The 15,722-nt window shown below is 55.6% G+C and carries 13 protein-coding genes; 7 read left to right on the forward strand and 6 right to left on the reverse strand.

The window, feature by feature from the left end; translation table 11 throughout:
* From AC6FTP_RS14050 to AC6FTP_RS14075, 6 genes are all read left to right on the forward strand, one after another.
* A partial coding sequence (locus AC6FTP_RS14050; protein WP_497207545.1) for a TonB-dependent receptor domain-containing protein occupies nt 1-2,501 on the forward strand: 2,501 nt, incomplete at its 5' end.
* A gap of 122 nt (nt 2,502-2,623) precedes the next feature.
* Nucleotides 2,624-3,427, forward strand: coding sequence for a DUF3450 family protein (locus AC6FTP_RS14055; protein ID WP_497207546.1), 804 nt, complete (start codon nt 2,624-2,626; stop codon nt 3,425-3,427).
* Between the two features lie 29 nt (nt 3,428-3,456).
* Nucleotides 3,457-4,929: a MotA/TolQ/ExbB proton channel family protein gene (locus AC6FTP_RS14060; RefSeq protein WP_497207547.1), complete on the forward strand. Its 1,473-nt coding sequence runs from the start codon at nt 3,457-3,459 to the stop codon at nt 4,927-4,929.
* 5 nt (nt 4,930-4,934) lie between these two features.
* Nucleotides 4,935-5,342: an ExbD/TolR family protein gene (locus tag AC6FTP_RS14065; RefSeq protein ID WP_497207548.1), complete on the forward strand. Its 408-nt coding sequence runs from the start codon at nt 4,935-4,937 to the stop codon at nt 5,340-5,342.
* Nucleotides 5,343-5,367: 25 nt separating this feature from the next.
* Complete coding sequence (locus AC6FTP_RS14070) at nt 5,368-6,057, forward strand: energy transducer TonB (protein WP_497207549.1); 690 nt, start codon at nt 5,368-5,370, stop codon at nt 6,055-6,057.
* Nucleotides 6,054-7,436, forward strand: a complete 1,383-nt coding sequence (locus AC6FTP_RS14075; RefSeq protein ID WP_497207550.1) for a tetratricopeptide repeat protein — start codon at nt 6,054-6,056, stop codon at nt 7,434-7,436. The genes AC6FTP_RS14070 and AC6FTP_RS14075 overlap by 4 nt, the downstream gene beginning before the upstream one ends.
* Nucleotides 7,437-7,441: 5 nt before the next feature.
* On the opposite strand, the gene AC6FTP_RS14080 is transcribed toward AC6FTP_RS14075, so the two are convergent.
* From AC6FTP_RS14080 to ppdK, 3 genes are all read right to left on the reverse strand, one after another.
* On the reverse strand, nt 7,442-8,176 hold the full coding sequence (locus AC6FTP_RS14080) for a Bax inhibitor-1/YccA family protein (RefSeq protein WP_497207551.1): 735 nt from the start codon (nt 8,174-8,176) through the stop codon (nt 7,442-7,444).
* A gap of 53 nt (nt 8,177-8,229) precedes the next feature.
* Complete coding sequence (gene rnhA / locus AC6FTP_RS14085) at nt 8,230-8,721, reverse strand: ribonuclease HI (protein WP_497207552.1); 492 nt, start codon at nt 8,719-8,721, stop codon at nt 8,230-8,232.
* 392 nt (nt 8,722-9,113) lie between these two features.
* On the reverse strand, nt 9,114-12,089 hold the full coding sequence (ppdK, locus tag AC6FTP_RS14090) for a pyruvate, phosphate dikinase (protein ID WP_497207553.1): 2,976 nt from the start codon (nt 12,087-12,089) through the stop codon (nt 9,114-9,116).
* Nucleotides 12,090-12,416: 327 nt separating this feature from the next.
* On the opposite strand from ppdK, the gene AC6FTP_RS14095 reads away from it, so the two are divergent.
* On the forward strand, nt 12,417-13,064 hold the full coding sequence (locus AC6FTP_RS14095) for a type II secretion system protein (RefSeq protein WP_497207554.1): 648 nt from the start codon (nt 12,417-12,419) through the stop codon (nt 13,062-13,064).
* Between the two features lie 56 nt (nt 13,065-13,120).
* On the opposite strand, the gene AC6FTP_RS14100 is transcribed toward AC6FTP_RS14095, so the two are convergent.
* The 3 genes from AC6FTP_RS14100 to AC6FTP_RS14110 all read right to left on the reverse strand — a co-directional run bounded on the left by AC6FTP_RS14100 (nt 13,121) and on the right by AC6FTP_RS14110 (nt 15,683).
* On the reverse strand, nt 13,121-13,621 hold the full coding sequence (locus AC6FTP_RS14100; RefSeq protein WP_497207555.1) for an NADH-quinone oxidoreductase subunit NuoE family protein: 501 nt from the start codon (nt 13,619-13,621) through the stop codon (nt 13,121-13,123).
* A 44-nt stretch (nt 13,622-13,665) separates the two neighbouring features.
* Nucleotides 13,666-14,925 carry an NADH dehydrogenase (quinone) subunit D gene (nuoD, locus tag AC6FTP_RS14105; RefSeq protein WP_497207556.1) on the reverse strand — a complete coding sequence of 420 codons (1,260 nt, stop codon included), beginning with the start codon at nt 14,923-14,925 and terminating at the stop codon, nt 13,666-13,668.
* A 143-nt stretch (nt 14,926-15,068) separates the two neighbouring features.
* Complete coding sequence (locus AC6FTP_RS14110; RefSeq protein ID WP_497207557.1) at nt 15,069-15,683, reverse strand: PEP-CTERM sorting domain-containing protein; 615 nt, start codon at nt 15,681-15,683, stop codon at nt 15,069-15,071.
* Nucleotides 15,684-15,722: the final 39 nt, after the last annotated feature.

Below are 15,722 nucleotides of genomic sequence, written 5' to 3' on the forward strand. Positions count from 1 at the left end.
ACCGCTACAACGTTGTCAGCCTAAACGGTCTTCGCGTCCCCAGTTCCGACCCAGACCGCCGCGCTGTCTCCCTGGACCTCTTCCCCACGGCCGTCATTCGCAATGTCTCTACTACGAAGACCTTCCTTCCCGACCTCAACGCCGAGTCCACCGGGGCGACGATCGACATCAGTACAAAAGCGGTACCAGATGAAGATTTCGTCAAATTTAAATATGGCACCTCATACAACAGTCAGTCCACTGGGAACAAAGGGTTTCTCACCTACAACGGTGGAGGCACCGGCATGTTCGGCACGGCTCAGGAGCGGGCGCTACCTTCATTCGTCAGGAATTCAGATCTGCCACAGCTCTTCGGCTTTAGCCGTCCTGATTCGCCAGAGCGTCTCGAGAGGCAGCGCGTAAACGACACCCTCTCAAAATCTTTCGGTACCATCGAAAAAGCGCCACCACCAGACATGAGCCTTGAGGCTAGCATAGGCCACCGTTTTGAGTTCATGGGGGCTCCAGCAGGCATCACCATCGCAGGCGACTACTCGAAGAAATATGTTCATAACGATGATGACGTTGTTGCGCGCTATACCTTTGATCCGATTGACGGTGAAGTGCTCGTGAACCGCCGTAGCGCCGTGGTCGCCAACAGCACTGAATCAATGCGCACAGGGCTTCTGGTGTCCGCAGGCATCCTGCCAGATGAGGACAGTGAGATCATCCTCACCTATTTTTTCAACAGAGTTGCCGAAGATCGCGCAACTCTCCAGTATGGCACGTTGGACGAGAACTCGTTCGGCCCGACGGAGAAAGACTACCGCGAAACCATTGCCTACACCGAGCGCGAGGTCCGCGTATGGCAGCTTGCCGGGAAACATGCCTTTGATACATTGGAAAGGGATTTGGATTTCTCCTGGGCGATGTCCTACAATACATCCTCACAGTTGGAGCCTGACCATCGCTTTGTCCGTGGCATCTTTGACACGTCATCCGGTCTCTACAATCCAGTCCCAGGAAACCCGACTGTTCCTGAATTCCAGCGATACTGGCGTGAGCTTAATGACCAAAGCTACTCCATGCGCGCTGATTTCGTCACGGACCTGTTCAAGGACTCTGATCTGCAAGCCAAGCTGAAGTTCGGCGGCATGATGGACTACTCTGATCGTAAATACCGGGCCGACTCCTTCACCTACAACCGGGGCTTGCAGAACAGCGTTTTTCCCAACGCGTTCAAACCGGGTGGGCCTGGTGACACATGGGGAGATTGGTTCTTATATGGAAACCAGCCTGTTGGAGTCGATACTGATGGCATACCGAACAATGGTGCTATCAATCCGGTAAACAGCTTTCTATATATTTACCGGCCCAACTCTCCTGAAGAATACAAATCCTCACAGATGCTCTCAGGGGTGCATTCAGCGATCGACATGGATGTAGCCCCAGGACTGAACATCACTTTTGGTGCACGACTTGAGACCACCGACTTGAAAGTCCAGTCCACCCCCATCTATCTCTACGCAGAAGAAGTCATCCGACAGCAGCTATTGTCCGACACGCAAAGGTCGGACCCAGTCATGACAAATCTCCTGAATGATGCCTTTAATGGGGATGTCGCTGCTAGGAACGACCCACGCTTGGTCGAGCGAAGCAGGGCCAACATTTCACAGGCTGATTTTCTGCCTGCTCTTTCAGTAAACTGGGATGTGACCGAGCATACTCGCTTGCGTGCCGCGCTTTCGCGCACCGTTGCTCGGCCCTCGTTTAAGGAAATCGCTCCCGTGGTCTTCCAGAACATTGAGACGGGGGACTATTTTGTTGGAAACCGTGATCTCCAGATGTCCAGTATCATGAACTACGACATCCGCTGGGAGTGGTTCCCTTCGCCCGGGAGTGTGATCGGTGTCAGCTTCTTTGGAAAGGTTATCGACAATCCAATTGAACTCTCCCAAAGCAATGACCCCGTTACAGGAACCAATTTTAGCAAGTTCATCAATGCTCAGGAAGCCCACGTCTATGGCATGGAACTCGAATTCCAGCGTGACCTCAGCTTCCTGGTGGACGAGTTGAAGCCCTTCAGCATCGGGGCTAACTTCTCCTATATCTATTCTCAGGCCACACGCCCGGCGTTTTTTGACAATGCGGGGAATGTGACTCCGAGCCTCTTTGGCAGCAACCGCCGCCTGCAAGGCCAGCCAGACTACATTTTTAACTTCAACCTGACCTATGACAGCCCCGAAAACCCTGTGGGTGGCGGTGTCTTCCTAAATGTGGTGGGACCACAGCTCTTTGCCGTGGGTGGTAGGCCTGAAGATCCAGATGTCTTCCAGGAGCCGTTCACGACATTGGATCTCGGTGTCTCCTACAGGCTGACAAAGCAGGCCAAGCTCCAGTTCCGTGCGCAAAACTTGCTCAATGCCACTCTAAGCCGATACTATGACAATCAAGCCCAGCCCATTTATTCCTCCCGCCAAACAGGGATTGGCTTTTCTCTAAGTCTGACGGCAGATTGGTGACGGATTTGCCATTCTTTGTTCCGCAGAGAGTCTGTCGTGTAACAGTTTCGTCACCCAAGAGGAGATGCGACAAGGCCTAAGAGAAGGCAGCTATGAGGGAAGTCTCTGCCCCTCTTTTTCTGGTGAAACTGCACCTTACACACCTTCTGCTCATCTCCGCCTGTTGCACTCTCGCTGCGCAGGAGGCTCAGCCCGCGCCCCAGGGTCAGACCCCTGCCGCCGCCGCGACCACCGCCATGGATGAAACCCGCGGCCTCCTCCAGCAATGGGCCGCGACTCAGCGCATGATCTCCAGCGAGCGCACCGAATGGGAAACCGGCAAAGCCATGCTCGAAGGTCGCATTCAGCTCCTCAAAATCTCCATCGAGGAAACGGAAAAGAAGATCGCCGAAGCCAAAGTGAAGCTGGAGGATGTGAAGAAGCGCACGGCAGAGGCAGAGGCAGAGAAGGCGCAGATTCGCGAAGCTTCAGACGCCTTGATCGCCACTGCCCCGGAACTCGAGAAAGGGGTCAAAGCACTCTTCGCCCGTGTCCCCGGCATCGTGCAGGAAAAAGTCCGCGTGCTTCACGACCGCATCCCCAAAGAAGGGGCGGAAGTGAAAAACATCACCGCAGCCGAGCGCTTCCAGAACGTCCTCGGCATCCTCAACGAACTGAACAAGGCCAATAACGAACTCAACTCCATCCCTGAGATCCACGACCTCGGCAATGGCAAGAAGGCAGAGGTCAAAGTGGTCTATGTCGGCCTTGGGCAGGGTTATTTTGTGAACTCCAACGGCGACATCGGCGGCCTCGGGCTGCCTTCAGATCAAGGCTGGCAGTGGAGTGTCGATCCCGCCATCGCGCCGAAGATGCGTGAACTCGTCGAAGTCATGAAAAAAGCCGTCGCTCCGAAGCTTGTCGAGCTGCCAGCACAAATTCAGTGAGCCGCCCACCCAGAAAACAAATGAATGCCATGCGCCCTCTCATTCTCCTCACCTTGCTCACTGCCAGCGCAGGAGCACAGAACCTCGGCTTCTCCAAAGCCAAAGAATCCGCCGAGGCGGACTTTGATCGCAGTAAAGAAGAGCTCTCCAAGGTCCAGACCACCATCTCCAAAGAGAAGGAACCCCTGAACCGTGAACTCGCGCAGCTCGAAGAAAAGCTCCGCCAGCTTCAGGATCAGTACGCACCCATCACACGAGAAGTGGATGCTGCTGAACTGAACTACTCCAACCTCAAAACCCAGGTCAAACTCGCCTCTGAGGAAAACTCTTACCTCACCAACATCCTCGACGAATACACCAAGGGCTTTGAGTCCAAGGTTCACGTCAGTGAAATGCAGCTCTACAAAGCCGATCTCGACAAAGCCAAGATGGCCTCGGAGAACGACAAGACGCCTCTCAAAGAGCGCTTCATGACGCAGGTCGGCCTGCTGCGCGCCTCCATCACCCGTCTCGGCGAGATCATCGGAGGCACCATCTTTGCCGGCAAGGCCGTCGATTCGCAGGGCTTCGTGCTGGATGGCAAATTCGCCCTCGTCGGCCCAATGGCCCTTTTCTCCACCGTCGATGGCAAATCAGCCGGCATCGCCATGCCGCAGGTCGGCAGTGCCATGCCTATCGTGCGCAGCATCACGCCGGAGATCAATCAGGCCATCAGTGTGCTCGCCAACACGGGTAAAGGTCTCCTGCCCCTCGACGGTTCCCTCGGTGCCGCGATCAAAGACTTCGTGCAGAAGCACAGCCTGCTCGACACCTACAAACACGGTGGTCCGATCATGCATCCCTTGCTGCTCGTGAGCATCCTTGTCTTCGGCACCGCCATCGAGCGTATCTTCTTCATCCTGCGTGAGAAAAAGCGCCGCAAACCACGCGATGTGCTCACGCTGCTCGACTCCGTCGAAGCAGGCCAGTTCGACATCGCCATCGCCACTGGCAAGAAGTCTCTCGACTACGTCGCCCGCGCTCTGGCTCACGCTCTGGAGCATGTCGAGACGAACATCTCGGATGCCCTCGGCCTTTCCGCCTCCATGGAGATCAAGCGCTTCAAACGTGGCTTCTTCGTGCTCGATACCGGCATGACTATCGCGCCGTTGCTCGGACTGCTCGGTACCGTGACCGGGATGATGGCCTCCTTTGCCGCCATCGGTGCGGACATGGGTGCGCCATCGGCCATCACGGGTGGTATCGCGGAAGCCCTCATCGCCACGGCCTTCGGTCTCGTCATCGCCATGACTGGCCTCGTGCCCTTCAACTACTTGAACAACATGGTCGAAGACGCCGAGCACGAACTCGAAGTCGCCGCCTCGAAGCTCGAACTCATCATCGAGAAGAACAAGAAGCACGAGGAGGCTCTGCGCCTCCGCCACCGTGCCGCCATCGCTGCTGAAGACACGAAGAGCACCGCCGCACCTCAGGTTAGTGGCCTGAAACCCATCACTGCCTGAGCCTCATGAAATTCCGCAAACGCGCCAAAAAGCACGCCAAGATTGAGGTTGTTCCGCTCATCGACGTCGTCTTCTTCCTGCTCGCCACTTTCGTTATGGTCTCCCTCTCCATGACCAAGAATGAAGGCATCAGCGTGAATGTTCCCTCCGCCTCCACCTCAGCGCCGAAGGAAAAAAGTGATGCCCCTCTCACCCTCAGCGTGACTCAGCAGGGCGAGATTTTCTTTAACAAAGAAAAGATCAATGCCGCGCAGCTACCCATCCGCATGCAGAACGCCAAAGCGGCAAACAAAGATCTCGCCGTCGTCGTCAATGCCGATGGTAAAGCCGAGTATTCCCACATCGTCGCTGTGATCGATGAAGTGAAGCGCGCCGGTGTCACGAAGGTGGCGCTCTCGACTGAGCGCAAGTAACCGAACCCCCTGTTTCTTCCGTGCCATGAAAAAAGTAGTCCTCGGCGTCATGGCGGCCGTGTTTTTGCACGCGTTCGTCTTTCTCTTCGGCGGCTTCCTCATCCCCAAAGGTGCGGAGGTGGCGGAGAAGCCGGACGTGCTCCAGGACATCGATGTCAGCAAAGAAGACGAGAAGAAGGAGGACGAAGAGCCTAAAGAAAAAGTCGATGAGCCCATCGAGGAGATCAAACAGGACATGTCCGTGATCAAAGACCTCGTCCAGCAGGTGGAGTCTGCGCCAGGTCCTGCCGCCCTTTCCAATGTCAGTCTGAGCGACCTCGGATCTGCCCTCAACGGAGTCGGCGGTGAGGGCGGTTTCGGTGGCGGAGTAGGTTTTGGCAGCGGCGGCGTCATCGGCGGTACCGGCAGCGGTGCCGGCGGAGGCGGCGGTGAGGACATGATGTCCAGCGGCATGCTCGATACAAAGCCCACACCCACGAATCGTGTTTCACCCAAGCTCAGCGCTGAAGTCCGCAAGCGCATGAAGGGCAAGGTCGAGGTGCTGATCATCGTCGGCAAAGATGGTGCGGTCACCCGTGCCGAAATCGTCGCCTCTCCCGATCCCGCCGCCAACCAGCCCTGCATCGAGGCTGCGCGTGAATGGCGCTTCGAGCCCGGTACTCGGAGCGGCAAACCCGTGAGCTTCAAACTCAAACTCCCCTTCCGCTTCGATTGAAAACACTCCCGCTTCTCTCCCTGGCCCTGCTTTCAACTCCCGCTCTTCATGCCGCTTCCACGCCGACGGAAGAAGAGAAACCCACACCTGGGGCCTATGCTCTGGAGCTTTGGAAAGATCCTAGCTTCGCCAAATTCTTCCTCGGCACTTACAGCGTGTTTCCCGATGTGGAGCCGCCATTGAATGACAGTGATCGGGAGATCCTGAACCAGCTTTTGCCGATGATGAAGAAGCCCGCCGAAGCCGCGGCAGCGCTGGTGAAGTTCATCAAGACGGACACCAACGCCATCTTCGACCTCACGCTCGGCAATCTGTATCTCGAAAGCGGGCAGGCCGATGCGGCCATCATGATGTTTCAGCGCGCGGTCGATAAGTTTCCCTCCTTCCGCCGTGCATGGCGTGGCCTCGGCATGGCGCAGGTGCGGCAGCAAAAGTGGCTCTCCTCCGTCACCAGCCTCAGTCGCGCCATCGGCCTCGGTGCGCAGGATGGCCCGACCTACGGCCTCTACGGCTATGCTTTGCTTTCACTCGACCGTGCCGCCAGTGCGGAGAGCGCCTATCGCATGGCACTCATGTTTCAGCCTGATCTGCTCGACTGGAAGCTCGGCCTGGTCCGCTGTGTTTTGAAGCAGCAAAAGGCCGCAGAGGCTGTGGCTGTCTGCGAAGAAATCATCCGCCAGAACCCTGAACGCACCGAATTCATCAGCCTGCAAAGCGAGGCCTACCTTGCTCTCAAAGAGAACACGAAAGCGGCCGAGAACATCGAGTTCCTCGCGCGTCTCGGGCTCGCCAAAGCACCCGACCTCCAGCGCCTGGGAGACATTTACCTCGTCGGCAAAGACACCGGGCTCGCCCTCAGCGCCTACAAGCGGGCGCTCGACTCAGGAACCTTCGAAGCCGGTAAAGTCATCACCCAGGCGGAGAATCTCTCCATGCAGGGCGGTCTCACCGAAGCTGCGGATCTCATCGCTACGGCGCGCAAGGCCAGTGGCGGCAAGCTCGCCAGGGATGAGGAAGCCCGCCTGTTGAAGCTCGAAGCCCGCCTCGCGGTCAGCGCTGGCAAAGCCGATGCCTCCGTGCCCATTCTTGAGCGTGTCGTCGAACTTAATCCACTCGACGGCGGCGCTCTCATGCTGCTGGGCCAGCACTACCTTGACAAGAGCGACAACGCCAAGGCTGTGGGCTACTTTGAACGCGCCACAAAAATCAAAGAGCAGGAAGCCCCGGCAAATCTTCGCCTAGCGCAGATCTATCTTTCCACGAACAAGCTCGCCGATGCCCTGCCGCTGCTGAAGCGCTCGCATGAACTGAAGGCCAGCGACAGCGTCGCCAAGCTCATCTCCGACATCGAGCGCTCTCTGCGCAAAGGGGCGAAGTGATCCGATCAGTCGCGGCGGAGTTTCGCCAGGAGGCGGAGCATCTCGATGTAGAGCCAGACGACAGTCACTAGCAGTCCGAGAGCGGCCTGCCATTCGAGATACTTTGGAGCGCCATGTTCGACGCCGCTTTCAATGAAGTCGAAGTCGAGCACAAGATTCAGCGCAGCAATGACGACAACGACAAGGCTGAAGCCGATGCCGACCATGCCGCTCTCATGGATGAGCGGGATCTGGATGCCGAAAAAGCCGAGTACCATGCTGACGAGATACACGATGAAGATGCCACCTGTGGCGGCGACGATGCCGAGTTTGAAGTTCTCAGTGGCCTTGATGAGACGTGACTGGTAGGCGAAGAGCAGCGCGAAGAGGATGCCGAGCGTCAGCAGTGCAGCCTGGAGAACGATGCCATTGTAAAGAGCCGCGTAGCGTGCGGAGATGACCCCGACGAAGACGCCTTCCACCAGACCATAGGCAGGAGCGATGATGGGCGACCAGGTGGGTTTGAAGGATGATGTCAGCACCAGTAGGAAGCCGATGATGCCGCTGCCAAGCAGGAGCATGGTGGTCACAGCGGGATTCGTCTGCACATACTGCCAACTGGCTCCTGCCGAGATGACCATGAGCAGGCTGAGGATGAGGGTCTTGTTCACCGCGCCTTGCAGTGTCATGACGGCCCCACCATGGGCGGCAGGGGCACTGCTAAAGACACGATCATTGAGAGTAGGATTCGAGGTGCGCATATACAAAGAGGCTACGTTGAGGGTTTGCTGCTTGGAAGCACGAAGTGTGCTGATTAAATGAGGCTTGGCGCGATGATTGTCTCTGTTTCGTAGCCGTTGTCCATGAGGAGGTTTTCTGATTTTGCTGCGGTGACAGCGAGTTCGTCACAGCGGTTATTGCCCGCGTTGGAGGCGTGTCCTTTGACCCAGACGAGCTTCACCTGGTGCTTCGAGAGCAGTTCCAGGATGAGTGCCCAGAGGTCGGCGTTCAGGGCGGGTTGCTTGTCGGCTTTTTTCCAGCCACGCGCCTTCCAGTTTTTGGCCCAGCCTTTTTCGATGCCATCGACGACGTAACGCGAGTCGGAATATAGAGTGACGGCACAAGGGCGGGTCAGGATCTTGAGAGCGGCGATCACAGCCATGAGTTCCATGCGATTGTTCGTGGTACGGCGATAACCCTGGGAGAGTTCGCGGTTGTGTTTGCCGCTTTGCAGGATGGCCCCGTAACCTCCGGGGCCAGGGTTTCCAGAACATGCGCCGTCGGTGTAGATGGTGACTTGGGTCATTCGATTGTGCCCCGCCATAAAGCGGCGGCGATGACTCAGCGAATGATTTTCACCTTCAAGCACGCCACCTCTATGATCAGTTGATCCAATGGACGGCGACGGCGGCACGGCTCATCACTCCAGCCGATCCAGTGAGCTCGGGTATGGCGGTTTAATAGGATCTGAGAAGGCCTTTACGAGCTTGTGTCTAACAGACAAATGAACAGGGATGGCATAATGATGCGTTTCATTTGGTTGTCTGTCGGTGGGGTTCTCCTAAATCTCTTTGGAAACCTCTTCTGTGAAGGTGGTGATTCGTTGAGGAATAAAAAGCCCTGTGAAGATTGCTCTCCACAGGGCTTTCAGTGGCGAATTACTTCGCCGTGGTTTGATCTCTAGTGAGATCAGCCGGCTTACTTCTTCTTGGCAGCCTTCTTAGCAGCCTTCTTAGCAGGGGCGGCTTTCTTTGGGGCAGCAGCTTTCTTTGGAGCAGCAGCTTTCTTCGGGGCGGCAGCCTTCTTGGCGGCTTTCTTTGCAGCTTTTTTAGCCATAGTATTGTTTCTGTTGTTGTTGGTTGCTTTGTTGTTTTGTTTTGCCGAGGCGGCAGCAGAACTGCCTCCACGGACATTGGTTCCAGCGGCCTTTTCAGCGGCGCGCTTTTCCTCGATCGCAGCCTGTGCAGCAGCAAGGCGGGCGACGGGGACACGGAAAGGACTGCAGCTCACATAGGAGAGTCCCACCTGATGGCAGAACTTCACGGAGTCTGGATCGCCGCCATGCTCACCGCAGATGCCCAGCTTGATGTCCGGGTTCACACTGCGGCCTTTTTCGATGGCGATCTTGATGAGCTGGCCGACGCCGACAACGTCGAGCGTGGCGAACGGGTTCTTTTTGAAGATCTCGTTCTCGGTGTAAGGCATGAGGAAGGAGCCCATGTCGTCACGGCTGATGCCGAGGGCGGTTTGGGTAAGGTCGTTCGTGCCAAAGGAGAAGAACTGAGCGGTCTGGGCGATCTCGTCAGCGGTGAGGGCACCACGTGGTACTTCGATCATGGTGCCGACCATGTAGTCGATCTTCACCTTCTGCTCGGTCATCACTTCTTTGGCGACGCGGTTGACGATCTCGACCTGGAGGTCGAGTTCTTTCTTGAATCCGACGAGCGGGATCATGACCTCAGGCTTCACCTTGATTTTCTTCTTGGCGACCAAGGCGGCGGCTTCAAAGATGGCGCGGGCCTGCATCTCAGTGATCTCTGGATAGGCGATGCCGAGGCGGCAACCACGGTGACCGAGCATGGGGTTGAACTCATGAAGAGCTTCGACGCGATGAGCGATCTTGTCGGCGGTGATGCCGAGCTTTTCAGCAAGTTCCTTCTGCTGCTTCGTGCTGTGAGGCAGGAACTCGTGGAGAGGAGGATCGAGCAGGCGGATGGTGGCAGGCAGACCCTTGAGGGACTCGAAGATGCCAGCGAAGTCGTCACGTTGATAAGGGAGCAGTTTGGCGAGAGCGGAGCGGCGATCAGCCTCGTTATCAGCGAGGATCATCTCACGCATGGCGTCGATGCGGTCACCTTCAAAGAACATGTGCTCTGTGCGGGTGAGACCGATGCCCTGAGCTCCAAACGCGATGGCGTTCTGAGTCTGCTCGGGATTGTCAGCATTAGTGCGGACCTGCATGCGAGTGGCCTTACCACACCATTTCATCAGTTGATTGAAGGACTGGAACTTCTCCGTGGCCTGGGCGGCTTTGTCGCCGTGGATCATGCCGGTGATGATTTCCGAAGGGGCAGTCTTCAACTGACCGCCATAAACGATACCGCTGGTGCCGTCGATGGAGAGGAAGTCGCCTTCCTTGAAGGTCTGTCCAGAAACGGTGACAGTCTTCTTGTCATAGTTGATATCGAGAGCTGCAGCACCGCAGATGCAAACTTTACCCATCTGACGGGCAACGAGCGCAGCGTGAGAAGACACACCACCCTTGGCAGTGAGGATACCTTCGGCGGCGATCATACCGCGAAGATCTTCCGGGCTGGTTTCATTACGGACGAGAAGAACCTTCTCACCCTTCTGCTCGGCGATGACCGCACGATCAGCATTCAGGTAGATTTTACCACAGGCTGCACCAGGACCGGCGGGAAGGCCGGTTGCGATAGCTTTGGCCTTCTTCACATCAGCGACGTCAAAGATTGGCGCAAGAAGCTGGTCTAGCTGGTCGGCAGGATTGCGCATCACGGCGGTTTCCCAGTCGATGAGTCTTTCTTTCACCATGTCCATGGAAAACTTCAGGGCGGCGGCGGCGGTGCGCTTGCCGTTACGAGTCTGGAGCATGAACAGTTTGCCCTGCTGGATCGTGAACTCGACGTCTTGAACGTCTTTGAAATGCTTCTCGAGAATGCTGCGCACCTTGAGCAACTCAGCGTATGGTTTTGGCATCGCCTTCTGAAGCTCGATCACAGGCTCTGGTGTGCGAACGCCTGCGACGACATCTTCACCCTGGGCGTTGATGAGGAACTCACCGTAGAACTCATTGATGCCATTGGCTGGGTTGCGTGTGAAGGCCACGCCGGAGCCGGAGTCGTTGCCAGTGTTTCCATACACCATGGCCTGAACGTTCACGGCTGTGCCCCATTCGGCGGGGATGTTGTATTTGCGGCGATAAACGATCGCGCGGTCATTCATCCAGGAACCGAAAACGGCGCCAGCGGCACCACGAAGCTGATCCCAAGGATCACTCGGGAAGACTTTGCCAGTGCGCTCTTTAACTAGAGCCTTAAAGCGCTTCACCAGTTCCTGCTGATCCGCGGCGGTGAGGTCGCTATCAATAATGTCCTTGTGATAGACTTCGTGTTTGAAGCTTTCGATGACCACTTCGAAGGGCTCGTGATCTTCACCTTCCCGCTTCTGCACGCCAAGCACCACGTCGCCATACATTTGAACGAAGCGGCGATAGCAATCCCAGGCGAAGCGTTCGTTCTTTGTCGCGGCAGCCAGCGAGAGGACGGTTTCGTCATTCAGACCGAGGTTCAAAATCGTGTCCATCATCCCTGGCATCGAGTCACGAGCACCGGAACGAACGGCGACAAGAAGTGGCATCCCTTTGGAATCACCGAATTTGCAGCCCATGATCTTTTCCATGGCACCGACACCAGCTTCCATCTGCTTCTGAAGCTCGATGGGATAGGTGCGTTTGTTCGCGTAGTAATAAGTACAAACTTCTGTGGTGATCGTGAATCCAGGAGGCACCGGAAGTCCGATGCGGCTCATCTCGGCAAGGTTCGCGCCCTTACCCCCAAGCAGCGGTTTCATGGAGCCATCACCGTCCGCTTTTCCTGCTCCGAAGGAATAAACGTATTTCACTGCTTTGCTGCTTTTGCTCACTGCTTTTGCCATAGAGTTGGGGTCGTTACCGGCTTGATGATTTGTTTTTTGTTTCGATTGAGTGCCGATAATTATCTTTTGATTATAGGATGCAAGCACAAGTTGACAATCAAAAGTTCGCAGGCGCTGCACTAACCGCACGATGAGCTTCATTGAAGCATGTGTGCGTGTTCTTTCGCGAATGGCATCATGACAAATACCGCAACATCAGGAGACTTTGAATTCACGAGTCTTGACGACCATGCGGTGTTTGTGATTTAACCATATCAACACTGAATAATTCATCGTATTCCATCTGGTGTGGAGTGTTGAAATTCAGTTACCCCCCCAAGTACAACCATGAAAACAACATCCGCATCCATACGCCTAAACGGGCGAGGATTCACGCTGGTCGAACTGCTTGTCGTCATCGTGATCATCGCCATTCTCGCTTCACTTGCCGTTCCGGTCACCAACAAGGTCATGGAAATGGCTAACACCACTCGAACGAAAGCGATCATGAAGGATCTTGTGGTGGCGATTGGTCACTTCCGCACTGAGTACAACCGACTGCCCGTTGATATGAGTGGCTCTAGTGGCGGTGAGGACATCGACCCCATTCTCACAGATGACACCACCGACATTATCAGTGTGATGATGGCGATGTCTGATCCTAGTGGCGGTGGCGGAGGTGGCCCCAATCTGAATCCTCGCGGCATCAAATTTATCGACCTGCCCCTGGCTAAGAATGGTACTTCTTTCGGTATTGTGGATCCGAGTGGTGGAGCTGGTGGTGGGAATGTCCGTCTGCTCGATATCTGGGGAAGGCCTTACTACATCATGCTCGACACGAATCTCGATAATCGTATCACCAATCCCGATGCCAGTAATATTGATCAACGAATCTCAGCCCGAGCTCCTCAGTACCTTCCAACCAGCACGGCCGTGCAATGCACGGGACCTGATAAAGTTCTAAACACCAAGGATGATATCACCTCATGGAGGTAGTCTGACGACTTCTTTGAGTTCCAATTAAGCGCGCGACACTTGTGTCGCGCGTTTTTTTACAGATAGCGTCCGAGTAGCTCTCCTGATTTACTGGGTTCCACTTTCTCGTAGAAATCATCTTCAACCATGCAAACAGGGCCGAAGCCACAGCTTGCCAGACATTCAGCAAATTCGATGCTGAACTTCCCGTCTGCGCTCACGGCAATGGGGTGGTGATGATCGCATTGACTGCGGTCAATTTTTGCCGCCTCGCATAGCGAATCCATTAACTCGTAGCTGCCCGACATTGCACAGGAAAGCGTGCGGCAAACCCGGATATGAAACTTTCCAGGGGCACTTTGGCGGAAGCCTGGATAAAAAGTCACCACCTCCAATACCTGTATGGGCGGCAGTCCCAATTTGTCAGCCACCCAGTTCACAGTTTCATCGCTGATAAAACGGAAGTGGTGCTGCATGAGGTGCAACAATGGCAGCACGGCGCTACGCTTCGAAACGGGGTAATGTGTGATGACCTCATCGATTTTGCTTTCAAGGTCTGCTGGAATTGCCAAAGCCATCTTAGTTGGGGGTAAAAGTCGGTTCTGATCCGGTATCGCCGTAATCATCGATCACACTCACCCATCACGAAGTCGAGGCTGCCGAGGACGGAGGGCACGTCGCTGAGCAGATGGCCGGGCAGCATTTTCGAGAGGATGCTGAGGTTGATGAATGAGGGGCTGCGAATCTTCAGGCGATAGGGCACGCCACCGCCTTTACTATGAATATAAAAGCCGAGTTCTCCTTTGGGATTCTCCGCTCCGAAATAGACCTCGCCCGCTGGCGCGTCGATGCCTTGGGTGGCAATGATGAAGTGGTGGATGAGTTCCTCCATTTTCATGAGCACACCTTCCTTCTTGGGTAGGTAGCCTTTTTGATCGGTTACATTGATCGGCCCACCAGGGAGATTTTCGAAGACCTGACGGAGGATGCGCACGCTCTGCCGCATCTCCTCCATGCGCACGAGGTAGCGGTCAAAGCAGTCACCTTTAGTGCCAATGGGGATATCAAAATTGTAGCGGTCGTAGTCGAGGTAGGGCTTGGCTTTGCGCAAGTCATGTTCCACGCCGGAACCACGGAGATTTGGGCCTGTGATGCCCCAGTCGATGGCTTCCTGCTTTGTGATGACTCCCAAATCCTGCGTGCGGGCGATGAAGATAGCGTTGCGTGTCAGCAGCTTGTCCACCTCGTCAATCACAGGCTCCAGCTCGTCTAAAAACTTCCTCACCGCACTGGCGAAGCCGTCTGGCAGATCGCGGACCTGACCGCCGACACGGGTGTAGCTGGTGGTGAAGCGTGCACCAGTGAGCTGCTCACAGAGATTGTAGATCTTTTCACGCTCCGTGAAGGTGTATAGGAAGACGGTCATCGCGCCGACATCCATGGCGAAGACCCCGACCCCGAGCATGTGGGCGGAGATGCGCGCCAGCTCGCAGCAGATCACTCGAATGGCGCGACCTCGCTCAGGCACTTCCCAGCCCAAGAGTTTTTCCACCGCCAAAGCATAGGCGACGTTGTTCGCCAGCGGTGCCAAGTAGTCCAGCCGGTCCGTGTAAGGCACGAACTGGTTGTAGTGCATGTTTTCGGCGATTTTTTCATCCCCACGATGCAGGAAGCCCACATCCGGATCCGCCTTGGTGATCACCTCTCCATCCATCTCCAAAATCAGCCGTAGCACACCGTGGGTGGCCGGGTGGGAGGGACCCATGTTCAGGACCATCTTTTCACCCACCAGATCGGTGGTGGTGGCCTCCATACTCTCGACCTGCATCGCTGCTTTTGCAGCGACATCGGGGGCTTCATACTCGCGCGTAACGGTGGGCATCAGGATAGTGGGGGGGTAACGGAGTATTCTACGCAGGGAAACAGCGGCAAGACGAATTTGTGAAAAATTTCACAAGCTTGGGTGTGGATAAAAAAAGGCCGCCAATTAAGGCGGCCTTTATTCAAGGTGCGAGTTTCAAAAAATCAGCAGGAACGACGGTGGCGCACGAACACCAATCCTAAGCCCATGATCACGAGCAGAGCACGTGACGGCTCAGGAACCACGGTGAAGGAAGCGATGAAATTATTGCCGCTGTTATTGTTGACGGTTGGATTGATGGCACCGCCCAGGCCGTTGGTCGCAATCTGGGAGTAAACTTCCACGTTGTAATTACCTGCCGAAAGCCCTGTGAGCAGATTGCCTGAGTAGAAAGCCGATGCATTCGATCCAGCAACATCGGTTCCCCACTGCTGATCTCCTGAAACACTCCCGACATTATCGATTTGAAATGCGTAGTTGAGTTGGCTGAAAGCTCCCCCCGCACTCCCCTGCCAGACGCGATAGTAAAGCTGCATTCCTGTCACATCACTTGCGCCATTCTTGTAGCTCTTCCCCTGACCGCCAAGCAGAAGGCTTCCGCCGGAAGTGAAATCACCGAGATTGGTTCCCTGAAATTCTGGGTTCCCCGTGGTTGCACCGATGTCATAATAGGCATTCGAGCCAGTATTGACGATGATAAACTGATCAAACATCCCGGCAGCTCCATAGCCGCTGAGTGGCAGCAGGACACAAAGGTAAAGAATATGGGCGAATTTCATGATAAAACCGGGTTAGATTACACTCGGAGAATGGTGGAA

Origin of the sequence: Prosthecobacter sp. (genome assembly GCF_044378005.1) — a bacterium.
Taxonomy (GTDB): domain Bacteria; phylum Verrucomicrobiota; class Verrucomicrobiia; order Verrucomicrobiales; family Verrucomicrobiaceae; genus Prosthecobacter.